Annotated in this window: 4 protein-coding genes; 3 read left to right on the forward strand and 1 reads right to left on the reverse strand. The window is 44.2% G+C overall.

Going from position 1 to position 13,847, the window contains the following annotated elements; all coding sequences use genetic code 11:
* Positions 1–244: 244 nt before the first annotated feature.
* The 3 genes from AC6EJC_RS08645 to AC6EJC_RS08655 are packed head-to-tail and all read left to right on the forward strand — an operon-like array spanning position 245 to position 13,145.
* A complete protein-coding gene (locus AC6EJC_RS08645) occupies positions 245–3,688 on the forward strand; it encodes a non-ribosomal peptide synthetase (RefSeq protein WP_444953600.1) in 3,444 nt (1,147 codons plus the stop codon).
* On the forward strand, positions 3,685–12,267 hold the full coding sequence (locus tag AC6EJC_RS08650; RefSeq protein WP_444953601.1) for a non-ribosomal peptide synthetase: 8,583 nt from the start codon (positions 3,685–3,687) through the stop codon (positions 12,265–12,267). The genes AC6EJC_RS08645 and AC6EJC_RS08650 overlap by 4 nt, the downstream gene beginning before the upstream one ends.
* On the forward strand, positions 12,264–13,145 hold the full coding sequence (locus tag AC6EJC_RS08655) for a glycosyltransferase family 17 protein (protein ID WP_444953602.1): 882 nt from the start codon (positions 12,264–12,266) through the stop codon (positions 13,143–13,145). Before AC6EJC_RS08650 ends, AC6EJC_RS08655 begins: the two co-directional genes overlap by 4 nt.
* A 161-nt stretch (positions 13,146–13,306) precedes the next feature.
* On the opposite strand, the gene AC6EJC_RS08660 is transcribed toward AC6EJC_RS08655, so the two are convergent.
* Entirely contained in the window at positions 13,307–13,609 is a 303-nt protein-coding gene (locus AC6EJC_RS08660; RefSeq protein WP_444953603.1) for a hypothetical protein, read from the reverse strand.
* Positions 13,610–13,847 lie beyond the last annotated feature (238 nt).

The raw sequence follows: 13,847 nt of genomic DNA on the forward strand, positions 1-13,847 counted from the left end.
GAAAATACACATTCTCTGTCACCTGATGTCATTTCTTCTCCTCCAGCTAAATTCCCATTTTAATGTAAAGTTGTGATTATAGTTTATCCATAAATGACTTCTACGTTCCATACCTACTCTCTTTTTAGCATTAGCTCATATGAAAGCTTTCAATTTTTTTGCAGTATCCCCTTACTAGAAAGTTTTGCAAGAAGATGCTTATGGAGCAAGCCCTAATCGATATGAACGTTAATGGGAGAAGGAGATGAAGTTGAGCATGTTACACGGTACGCTAGCGGATTACCCGCGGAAGAAAACGATTCATCAATTGTTTGAGGAGCAGGTCGAGCGCACACCGGAGCAAGTAGCAGTTGTATTTGGAGACAAGCACTTGACGTATGCTGATCTGAACAAACAGGCCAATCAACTTGCACATGTTCTGCGGGCCAAAGGCGTAGATACAGACCAGTCCGTCGGGATTATAGTCGAATGCTCATTGGAAATGATCGTTGGGATTTTCGGAATTTTAAAAGCTGGGGGAGTCTATGTGCCAATTGATCCGGAATACCCCAAGGAACGTATACAATATATGCTGACGGATTCTGGCGCAAAGCTTCTGCTGACCCGGCTGCCAATGCACCAACAAGTGGAGTTCGACGGTCTTGTACTGGATTTGACGGACAAGCGAAACTATGGGAAAGAAACAGGGAATCTCACATCTATTCAAGGCTCAGATGCGCTAGCTTGCATTATGTATACGTCCGGCTCTACGGGCGAACCTAAGGGAACCCTGACGATGCACTACAATATTACACGAGTTGTTAAAAAGACAAATTACATCCAATTCGCGACAAAAGATCGGATATTACAAGTAGCCAGTTTTTCGTTCGATGGTTCTACATTTGGCATTTACGGGGCTCTGCTTAACGGAGCCACCCTCGTTTTGATCCCACAAGATCAAATCATGAATGCACGTGAGCTATCGGGTGTATTACGGACACAACAGATCACGAAATGTTTTATCACGACAGCACTTTTTAATGCAGTGGTGGATGTTGATCCCGATTGCTTTGCAACACTTGAAACCTTGCTATTCGGCGGTGAAAAGGTGTCGGTCAGCCATGTGCGTAAAGCATTTGCCCATCTAGGACCCGGCCGTTTAATTCATGTCTACGGACCGACCGAGAGCACGGTATTTGCAACTTATTACCGGATTGATCATTTGGACGAAAATGCAAATACCGTACCGATTGGTAAACCAATCAGCAATACGTCAGTTTACGTCATGGATCAAGATCAGCATCTTCTGCCACAAGGAGTTGCAGGTGAACTGTACATCGCCGGCGATGGATTAGTTAGAGGTTATTTGAATCGTCCAGAGCTGACAGAAGAGAGGTTTATTCAGTCTCCATGGGTGCCAGGAGGCAGGTTGTACCGAACCGGAGATTGGGTAAAAGAGCAAGCGGACGGAAACATCGAATATATCGGACGGATCGACGATCAAGTTAAAATAAGGGGCTTCCGAATTGAACCAGGGGAAGTAGAGTCACATTTATTAAAAATAAACGATATACAAGAAGCCGCTGTTATCGCACGTGAAGATGAGACTGGTCAGAAGCAACTGGGAGCATACTTTATGGCGGCCAAAAAACTGACGGCAGATGAAATTAAAAACGCTCTCTCTGCAAAACTGCCGAATTACATGATTCCATCTTTTTTTATGCAATTAGAGCAGATGCCACTGACACTGAATGGAAAGCTGGATCGCAAGGCCTTGTTAGCCCATGAAGGAAATGTGCATACTGGAACAGCCTACGTGTCCCCTGAGCCAGGGCTGGAAGCCAAGCTAATGGAAATCTGGCAGGATGTGTTGGGTGTTCAGCAGTTCAGTGTTTTAGATAGTTTCTTCGATCTTGGTGGACATTCTATTCATGCACTTACGTTGATGTCGAGAATGGAGCGAGCAGGATATCATACCACTTTAACAGACATTTACCACTATAAAACGATCCGCGCACTTGCCGCATATCTTCATTCGGCTCAGCATGGTGAAAGGTCCAGGAAGCAACAGGGCATCATAGAAACAAAAAAAGAATTGATTTCTTGGCTACACGAAGAAACAGATGGTGTTTACGAGCTGGTGAAATATCAAGTGAGGGATTTTCTTCATGAAGTTAGAGATATTCAGGTGCTTTACTCCAACACGGTGGCTGACATAGACCATATCATGCGGATCATTGACGGGAAAGTCGCTAAAGAACTACTGCCACACTACATTGTACCACTGCATCAAAAAGCTAAAATGGATGATCAATACTGGACCATCGATGAAGAGGCATTTTTCCAGCGTCTGGGTCTGAATAGCGTAAATATGGATAAGGTGGCAATGTTTCGCAATCAGTTGGAAGACGATTATTGGAGAAGAGATCAGTGGGTTAAAACGGGGCAAGTGGCACAAGAATATCCGCTCAGTGGAATTCAACAAATGCAAATTTCGTTTCATACACCGCCCAGTTTAGGCATATTTAGGCTGGATGAGTATGTGAATTATGATTTTTTGGATCAGGCTTACGCTCAATTTGTACAAAGTCAAGGATTACTGAGAAGCGTTCCTGCTCAAAGAGATGAATGGACTTATTGGAGGGAATACGTACTGCCTCGCGCTGGCTTGCCAAAACTTAACATCATCGACGTGTCGGATTGCAATCCATGCGGCCCCTTTATGAAAATGATAAATGATTACATGTCGAACACCCGATTCGCCGGAGAAAATACTTTGTTTCACATGTTTGTGCTGAAACGAAATCTGCGTGAACATTATGTCATAACTCTTTATCATCATGCGATATGCGATCGGGTGACTTCGGAAGTAGCCGAACGGCAGGTAATGGCTTGCTACAGGAGTCTGCTTCAAAATCAATCCCTTCCTACGGATGAAGTGAAGCCCTATGTGGAGTATGTGAAACAAATCCAAAGGGGACCCAAAGGAATCACGGAACAAGAATTGATATCGACTTTTAATTTGGAAGCGTTCCAAAAAAGCAAACAGGACATCTTACAATCCCCGAAGCTTAGAACGAGCACAGAAGCCTACCTGTTTAACGTGAGCATCCCGGCTGAAAACCCATCTTTGGAGTTTGCGCTTTCTGTCTATACAAGGGGCTTGCAAACTTATTTAGGTATGGATAAGCTGCCATTGTTATTTTTATATGATGGAAGAAGGTACGACGAGGCGGCATATTATAACACGGCCGGAGAATTTATTGATTTTGTGCCTATGCTAATGGATATGAAGCAGAATTCAGATGAAATGCTGCAGTCTGTCAGAAGCAGGCTGGATTTATTAAAACACCATACGATCAATTTTATGAATCTTCTGACAAGTCCTGATTACAAAAACAAGTGGGAACGGGCCAGAAAACTTGTACAGTTTGGAATGCAGTACGAGCAACTAGATTTATTCATGTTTAACTATTTAGGAAACAGCGCCAAAGCAGGCTTGAATTACAGCAAATATTATGATGATACTGTCACAAAGCAACCGAATCCGCTGCCGATCTATTCACTGTTCAACTGCATTGCTTCCTCCTACACGGACGGCCTTATTTTTTCTATGCGATGCAGTTACGAGATGGAGGTTGAGGAAGTCAGGGCTGCTTTTCATCAAGCTGCCGGTACGGCATCCCGGATAGGGGGGGGCAATAAGTGATAGAATCTGCAACTACGCCCATTCAGAGTTTGTCTGATATGCCACCACGTTACTTGCCTTTATTTTCTCAACACAGGGGAAATACTGGAAATCCCGACGGCGAAGATCAAGCGCTTTATAAAATTCATTTGAAGACAAGACAGGTCAAAGCGATCAAGGAATTTGTACAGCAGTATCAGCTGGGTGTGTCTTCTTTTGTAACAGCCATATGGTCCGTATTGCTATCCCATTACGCCAATCAATATACTCTGCCTATTTTATATTCCGTGATATCAGACAAAGAGGGAAAAGATTGTCGTCTGGACTATCCGCTGCTCATCCATATTCAGAATGAAGATCATATTCTCTCCTTGATGCAAAGGGTACAACTGGAATGGGACAAACGACATCGCAGCAGCGAGTGGAGAGAGGATTTTTCGCAGCAAACTAAAGTCGATCCTCTATCAGGGATAGAGGAGGATTTCTTCAATGTGGGCATCGTAGAAACTTATGGTGACTTCCCGTCTCCAAGTTCGAATACGAAAGAGCTGGCTCCCTTATATGGCACAGATCAGCCAGAGATTGCGCTCTGCTACCGTTATGGCCCGGATTTATTGGAGTGTGCAATACAGTATGATGGCAGACATTTCGGAAAAAGGCAGATCGCTAGCCTCGCAGGCCATTTTCAGACACTGCTGGCAAATGTACTCCATCTTCCGGAGAAAGCGGTACTATTTCACCCCCTGCTGACTACGAGAGAATGCAGACAGATGCAACAATGGAATGATACGGAACAAGCATATCCTTTGGATAAAACCGTGGTTCAATTGATAGAGGAGCAGGCTGCCAGAACACCCGATGCGATTGCATTGGAGTTTGGAGAGCAGAAGCTGACCTACTACGAATTAAATCATCGGGCAAATCAAATCAGCCGAGTGATTTTAGAGTCGTATTCGATACAGGAACAGGGCGTTCTGCCGCCCGGCACGCTGATTGCCATTGTCATGGACAGAAGCGCAGATGTGATCCCATCGATGCTAGGGGTTATGAAGGCGGGAGCCGCTTATCTTCCGGTCGACCCCCAATATCCCGGGGAACGGCTCCGATTTATTTTAGAAGATGCACAGGCCAAAATGATTATAACGCATAGCAAATTAGTGACTAGGCTAAATCCATATATTTCCCAAATTAGTATGGAAGCACATTCGCTTATTTGTGTGGATGAATGCTTGGTGCAGCAGCGCTATCATCCCTACGAAAACTTGAATATTAGGGTTAAACAGAATGACCTGGCTTATGTCATATACACATCAGGTTCTACTGGAAACCCGAAGGGAACCCTCATTGAACACGCTGGACTTGTTACGTTGATCCCTTATCTTGTTGAAAAGTTTGGGATCACCCCAGACTCAAGAGTCATGCAATTCGCCTCCATCAGTTTCGACGCTTCGGTCTACGAATGGATCGGAACGTTAACAGTAGGTGGGACGCTGATTGTGCTGTCGGATGAGGAACTGCCTCCCTATGCGGATATTTCAGATATTCTTGAAGAGAAGAACATCCACATTGCCATGCTGACACCATCTGTGCTGCGAACGATGAAACAAAGAGAACTGCCTAGACTGCGTACAATTGTATCCGCGGGAGAAGCCTGTACGTCGGATATTGTGGACTATTGGGGAAGAGGAAGACTATTTGTGAACGCTTACGGACCGACCGAAGTGACGATTATTTGTTCTACTTCTGTCTGCAGGCCAGGAAAAGAAATTACGATCGGCAAACCCGTCTATAACAAACGCTTGTTCGTTTTGAATCCATTTGGCAATCCTGTGCCGGTCGGCGTTCCCGGCGAACTATGGGTGGGAGGCATAGGTGTTGCCAGAGGATACCTGAATCGTGAGGAGCTGACTCAGGAGCGCTTTGTTTACAAAGAGATTGTCATGGGTAGTGAGTGTTCACCAGAGAGTGAGCGGTTATATAAAACCGGGGACATTGTGAAATGGACGCCGGACGGTGAACTGGTATTTATCGGTCGTAGTGATGAACAGATCAAAATCAGAGGCTATCGTATCGAACTGGGTGAAATAGAACATCAGCTCCGCCAGCATCCTAACATTGGTCAATGTGTCGTTCAAGCCTGGAAGGATAAATCCTATCATAAACTGGTGGCATATTATACTGCCGTAGAAAAGCTGAAAGAGGCCGATCTGGCGCAGTACTTAAACTCTGCATTACCAGCTTATATGGTTCCTTCATATTTTTGTCATCTGGATTCATTCCCAGTAAATACAAATGGAAAAGTCGACCGTAGAGCTCTTCCCGATCCGAAAGGTGCCTTAATTCTCTCTGCTGAGGAAGCTGCGGAAGCAGGCGAGGGCAGTTTCGAAAAGCAACTGCTTTGGATTTGGCGGCAGATCTTAAAAAGAGGAGATATCGGTGTTAACGACCATTTTTACACGGTTGGGGGAGATTCGATTCTTGCCATTCAGGTCGTATCTATGGCCAGGGATCACGGTATCATGCTTACCCCAAGACAAGTTGCGGAGCATCCAACCATTAAGGATTTAGCCGCTGTGGTTACTTTGGCAGACCGTGAGAAGAAGGAAAATCGTATCGTTGATTTGACAGGCGAATTTGGTTTGACGCCGATCCAGCACTGGTTTTTCGAACAACAGTTTGTAGAGCCGCATTATTTCAATCAATCCCAGCTGTTTTTACTCCATGATTTTGATCCTGCAAAGCTGGAAACTGCCATCAACCAATTGATTCGACTACATCCAGAGCTGTCTATGGAGATCCTAGTCAGGGAGCATGCGTATTTACAGCGCTACCGAACGGATACCTCCATTCAATTTGCTAGCCACACCATTCAACAAGTCGATGATCCCGAATCTGAAATTTCAAGCATATGTGATACATGGAACAGACAACTGAATTATGAGACGGGCACCATGATTTATGTAGGAGTAATCCAAGGTCACCCTGACGGTAAAGCCCGTCTATTTATGACTATTCATCATCTGGTCATTGATGGAGTGTCTTGGAGAATATTGGTTCAGGAATTGTATCAATTGTATCATGGTACAGCGTTGCCTCCTGTTTTTAATCCATACAAAAAGTGGCAATCCGTATTGATGAGTTATTCTGAAAATAAAGATACTTTAAGTCATATAGAATATTGGAAAAAAGTACAGCTTCAAAGTGCAGCATTTGAGCTGCCGGTAGACCATTACCCGGATCATAGAGAGAACAGTGAATCTTCGGAATTGGTTACAATGCTTACTCCAAACGATACACAGTTACTTGTGTACCATTGCTCCCAAGCTTATCATACGGAGATCAACGACCTGCTGCTTACGGCCTGGTCCCTGGCGCTCTCCGCTTGGTCTGGGCAAAAGACGATTGCGTTTCGGTTAGAAGGTCATGGACGTGAGCACTTTGTATCCGATATGGATCTGACAAGAACTATCGGTTGGTTTACCTCAATGTTTCCGGTATGCATTCGGATTACGGACAGTTACACTTTGGGAGCGACGATTAAATCCGTCAAAGAGCAGTTACGTTGTATTCCACACCGCGGCCTTTCATATGGTGCTTTGAGATACTGCCATCCGAACGAAGAAGTCCGTTCCGCGTTAACAGCTTCCGAACCTCAGGCTCTATTCAATTATTTGGGCCAATTCGAACAGGCGAATGCGAGCGGATTAAACCAGTGGTTAGGTTTTACGCGTGACGCAGCACAGGATCATAGCTCGCCGCTTAATCATGGAACAAGCCTATTGGAACTCAACTGTTCCATTGTTCATGGAAAACTGCATTTGTTTATGAAATATAGCAAACGCCACTATGAAGAAGCGACCATTACTCAGTTGATAGATACTTTCATATCACGTCTGCTTGCTATCATCGAGCATTGTAGCCGGGCTGAACACGAAGAGTTTACACCAAGTGATTTTCCATCGGTGTCACTGGAACAGCATTCGCTGGATCAGATCGTAAAAACATACCATATACAATATGGTCTGGATAAAATGATGCATCTAAGTCCCTTACAGGAAGGACTGCTGTTCCATTATTTAGATCATTCCGCGTCCGATCAGTACTTCGTGCAGGTCAGTTGGAAATATCATGGCAGGCTGGATGTTAACCGTTACCGGGAAGCATGGAACAGCGTCATTGCCGAAAATGATTGCTTGCGGACATGTTACATTTGGGAAGCGTTGGACAAGCCTATACAAGTCATTGTCCGAAAAGCAGAATGGGATTGGACGTTTTTGGATTTTGGAGCAGAGCAACCAGAGCGGCAACAGGAGTGTATCGAACGATGGATGACCCTGGATCGTAATCGCCGTTTTGATCTGAGCCTGCCTGCGTACCGCATAACACTGATTCAGACTGCTCCGACTGAATGGACGATGATCTGGAGTTACCACCATATTTTGCTGGATGGTTGGAGCCTGCCGCTACTGCTGAATCGGGTTCATGAACTCTATGCTTGTAGCCTGCAAAACAGGATACCACAGCGCAGCTTGTCCCGCTCTTTTGAAACTTATATTCGTTGGCTGAACGATAAGGACCGCACGGAGGCCGAGTCATTCTGGAAGGATTATTTGGCGGACGTAACGGAGCCTACCCTTCTGCCGATAGAGAAGGGTAGCATACTTCCCGATGTACATCAACCGATTGAGAAACAGCAGACCGAGACCCTTTATATCGATTCGAGCCTAACCAAGCGTATAGCTGCTTTTGTACAACAAACACAAGTTTCGCTAAATACGTTGATACAGTTTGCATGGGGGAAAGTGCTACAAGTCTATCATGATGCAGATACAACTGTATTTGGCATGGTCGTGTCCGGGAGGGGATCGGATCTTTTAAAAGCGGATCGCATAACAGGTATGCTGATTAATACATTGCCCTTGGTCATGCACTGGAATGTGGAGCAAACCATCACTGAATATGTAGAGAAGCTACACCAAACCATTCAGAAACTGAACGACTACAGCTATGTGAGTCTGAACGAACTGAAGGACTGGAGTGCTATTCAAGGACATGCCATGTTTTACAGCATCGTGGCATTTGAGAGTTATATGAACGATTATCAGCAGCCTGAAAATGAATTGAAGATGTCAGCTATGGAGGAGCGTGAGAAAACCAATTACCCAATGACCATCACGGTTGCCAACGACGGGGAACAGATCACCATCAAGTTTATTTATGATGCGGATCGATTGAAACAAGAAACGGTTTGCCGACTGGCAGAGCATCTGCTAAATACGTTGGAATATGTGCTGAAAAATCCGAATCACACAGTCGGAGATGTTTGCTTCATGAGCAAGGATGAATATGATCGAGTCGTCTACGACTGGAACAATACGTATACAGCGTATCCCAGAGATCGTTCGATTGTTGATTTGTTCCAGGAGCAAGCGAAGCTACGGCCTTCGCAGCCTGCAGTAATTACGCACAATCAGGTTATGTCTTACCACACCCTAAACCTAATGTCCCAGCACATTGCCAATAAGTTAACAGATGATGCCGGCAGTCATGGAAAGTTTATTGGAGTATACTTGCCCCGCTCTCTCGAATTCATTGTATCCATCCTGGCAATCATGAAAGCGGGATGTGCCTATGTGCCCATAGACCCCGATTTTCCGGTAGAAAGAACCCGCGAATTAATCGAGGACGCTAGACTGAACACCATCATCACCTCACAGAAAGGGGCAGGAAGTATCTCGGAATTCTGTAAGGGAATCCGTTTGAAACTGATTGATACAGAGCATTTTGATCAAACTGGAGTTGTACAACAAGAAGAGAAGGAGAATATGACTGCTCCCAATGACCTTGCTTATCTGATGTATACATCTGGCTCGACGGGAAAACCGAAAGGCGTGATGGTAGAACATCGCAATGTCATTCGCTTGGTCAAAAACACATGGTATTTCCCGTTTTCCTCTGACATCAGATTGATCTATACGGGTTCGCCTGTTTTTGACGCTTCTACGTTTGAAATTTGGGGGACGTTGCTGAATGGAGGCCATCTGTTTGTAGTTTCAAAAGATGATCTTCTAAATATCCATATGCTGGAGCAGCGGATGAAGGAGTGGAGAATTAATACTCTGTGGCTAAGTTCCGCACTGTGTAATCACTGGATTGAAGAAAATGAAAAGATGTTTGCTGGGCTCAAATGGCTGGCCGTAGGTGGGGAAGTTTTGTCTGTTAAGCATATAAACCGTATCCGGCTCGCCTATCCGGAACTTTCGATTCTCAATGCATACGGTCCTACGGAGAACACCACATTTTCGACGAGCTACCGGATCGAAGAGCCTTTTGAGCAGAATATTCCCATCGGCAAGCCCATTAGTAATTCAACTTGTTATATCCTGGACAAACAGGGCCGTGTTCAGCCTGTCGGGGCAGTCGGGGAATTATATGTGGGAGGAGACGGGATTGCAAGGGGCTATTGGCTGCAAAACCAATTGACACAGCATGTGTTTACTCCGAATCCATATAGCTCTGCCAAAGATCGTGAAAGACGAGTAAATCAAGTTCTCTACCGTACAGGGGATCGGGCGAGATGGCTGCCAGACGGTAATATCGAGTATATCGGACGGGTTGACGATCAGGTAAAACTTCGCGGCTATCGAATCGAACTCGGAGAAGTCGAATTCCGTCTTAGCAGCTATCCTGTCGTGAAAGAATGCCTGGTCGTTGTACGCGAGATTCACGGCGATTCGCGGTTGATCGCTTACTATACGGCGGAAGAGGAAGAGCGGGAGGAACAACTTTATACATTTATGGCTGACGGTCTTCCATCTTATATGCTACCGTTTCGTTACGTTTGGTTGAAGTCGTTCCCCCTAACGGGTAACGGGAAAATCGATCGCAAAAAGCTTCTTTTACTAGAAATTCATAGCAGCGATCAAGAAACAAATTGTGAACCGAAGACTGAATTGGAACAAACAATAGAAGAGATTTGGGCCAAGGTTCTGAAACTTGATCACATCGGCAAAGATGAAGACTTTCACGCATTGGGAGGACATTCGCTTCATGCGCTACGCATAGCCAGCCAGCTGCAAAAAAGCGGATATCCGGTTACAGTCAACCAAATATTTCGCGAGCAGACCATCGAGCGTTTGGCCCTTTCATTGAGCAGTGTAATGACGGATACAGTAACTGCCCTTTGTCCGGATATGGATATCCCATCTATTCAGTCTTCAAGAAATGTATACCCGGATGGTGGATTTCCGCTGTCTGCTGTACAAAAACGTTTTTTTCAAAGAGATCTGGCGAATCGTAACATGTTTAATGTACCGTACCTAGCTCTGCTCAAAAATTACATTCCTATAGAATTGCTGAACACATCTCTTGAGTCACTATTGAACAAACATGCGGCGTTGCGACTGTCATTTGCTCAACTGGATGATGATGAATGGTATCAGTTTGAGAAGCAAGTAAGTGCAGAACAGGTAGTCTCTTACGTAGATTTGCACATGGTCCCGGGCTCACATGAGACCTACATTTCGGAATACTGCTCGAAAGTACAGCATGAATTCGATATCAAAGAAGGACCTTTATGGAAAGTAGTGTTGTTTGACCACTATTACGAAGAGCGGCAACAGGTGATATTGCTTCTGTTCCATCATTTAATTTTTGACGGGTTCTCGATAAACATTTTTTTAGAAGATTTGAGACATCTTCTCTTGCCGGGACAAGGGAGTGATCTGGCGTTACATGCGGACAAGGAGAGTAGTTATCGGGATTGGTGCATGGCGTTGACACAATATGCGGCGAAAGACATTTCTTCTAAAGCATCGACTTTATGGAGTAAGGTCGTGGAAGGCGGCCAATCTTTACAGGTTGACACGGAATCGGAGATACGGCCTCTCCACCGTCACATGACAACCCTAACGCATGATTTGCTTGAAGGAGAAGAACAAATTCGGCTTTTAAAAGCATTGGCTGTAAAGCATCATACGACACCACTCAGCATCCTATTAACGGCATTGTCACAGGCTTGTTACCAATTGAAAAAGCAATCGGATTTGCTGCTGCATGTGATGTCTTCTCAACGGGAGTCCTTTTTGCCGGGTATTGTGATTGATCGTACAATCGGTTTTTTTGCCGGAGCATACCCTCTTCGAATTCAGATCCCAGAGGGAGAACTATCGGACAACTGGGAACTAGCACTGGGACATGTCACACACACGTTGCGGCATATTCCATCTGAAGGCATGGATTACTTTATTTTACGACATATGATACAGGATATTTATCCAAATACGGAACCACTAAAGGACCGAACACACATGCTTTTCCATTACCAACCAGAGGAAATGAACGGGATTGCTGATGATTTGTACGAGCCCTTATCCATTCCTTACGGAAATACGAACGCGGCGGACAATCCCTCTGCTTACAAATTAAATATGACGGCAGGTCTTAGACGCGATAGGTTAAGTTTAACCTGCTATTATAGCTCACTGCATTATAAAGATCAGACGATCGCTGAGTTAATACGCTTTATATCCGAACATCTACGCCAAAACATCGGTGTTCGGCCAAATACTATGATAGTGGAGGGGAGCTTCCGGCTATGAAAATATACGAATTTTGCCCATTTTTCAATGAAAATCGGATTGCAGATATTAAAATAAAAGAAAATGCTGGCTGGATTGATGAACTGCATGTGATCGAAGCCAACAAGACATTCAGCTATTTGGATAAGCCCACAAACTTTAATCCAGATTATATGGGTCCCAAGGTCATTCACCATCCATTTCATGCGGATCAACTGTTTCGTGAACCTGAGAAGCATTCATTGTACTTTGATGTGAATAGCTGCGGCGCGGATAACTTTGACCGCTGGTACTGGCGTCTGCTCAGCCATAACAGTGCGTTTTATAATGAGGCATGCCAAAGAAACAGGAGTACCTCTATTTTGCAGGATAAGGTTGAGGACGATGATGTGATCATTTTGGCTGATTTTGATGAGATCATTGACAGCCGGATGGCGGATCGTATTGTTTCGGAAGTGAAGAAACATCACATTATTACGATTAAAATGCACTACTCTGTATTCTTCCTGAATCTTTTTTGCCAATCTAATCACGGTGCTCCTCATTGGAGTTATCGCGTATTTGCTATGACGGGACGCTACTTCAAAAGTATGCCTTTCTCACCCGACTATCTTAGGAAGAAGGGGATTGCTGAAGCGTTGTATCATGACATTTATTGTCTGGAAGAACCGGCCGGATTCCATCATTCATGGCTTGAATATCAAAAAACCGCGCTTCCCAAGTTACAGGCATTTGCCGCCAATGTAGAGGATAAAAGTATTTTGAGTGCAGAGTATATTGATCAATGCTTACATGATAAAAAGCTGTATTATATCGATACCGAGCTTTATGTCGATAATTCAAAATCGTTTTTGAATAGTCTACAGGAACTTGAAACAGATGATCTTTGGTATAAGTAAAGGAAGTTTGTGCCGGGAATGATGAATTGTTATCTATGAAATAAGGAATAAAGCGAAAAGAGATCAAATAAAAAACTGCCAATGGGATCGGCAGTTTAGTTTAAAGACCTTCTGATGTATCGGGTGGATTCATCAGAAGGTTATTTGCTATGTACTTGAAATCAATAGTAGCTGCTTGAATTCAATGAACTTATGATAGCAGGCAATAAAGCAACAGCAATAATGATATAAATCACAATTACAATAGCGGCCCAAAGAAGGCCTGCTTTAGCGTAGTTAGCTTTGCTCGGATTAGTCGAGCCGCCAAAAGCCCACACAAACATCATAATAAGTCCAACTACCGGTATAGCCATCAGGAGTAAACTGATCATCCACTCCTTGAATGATACAGGTGGCGGGTAAACAGGGGCTGGTCTGGATGGTGCTCCTTGTTGATTGTTTTGCGGATTAAACTGGTTAGACAATTAGATCTTCTCCCTACGTGTTTAGTATGTTGTGTTTCCTATATTGACCAAAACATCATACATGATATGACAATAAGCAACAAGTAAAATTCAGTAAACAGTCTTATAGTACTATCGCTTGATTAAAAATAGTTCTATACACCCTGTTGACGAAGCACTGATTATATATTAATGTATTGATATTAACATTTTGTTTTTATCAATTGATTCAAATTAAAAGTTACATAGAGCATTCATC

Source organism: Paenibacillus sp. TY11 (assembly GCF_059772165.1).

Coding starts and splice junctions, on each gene's coding strand:
- AC6EJC_RS08645 (WP_444953600.1), top strand. CDS start 245: ATGAAGTTGAGCATGTTACACGGTACGCTAGCGGATTACCCGCGGAAG.
- AC6EJC_RS08655 (WP_444953602.1), top strand. CDS start 12,264: ATGAAAATATACGAATTTTGCCCATTTTTCAATGAAAATCGGATTGCA.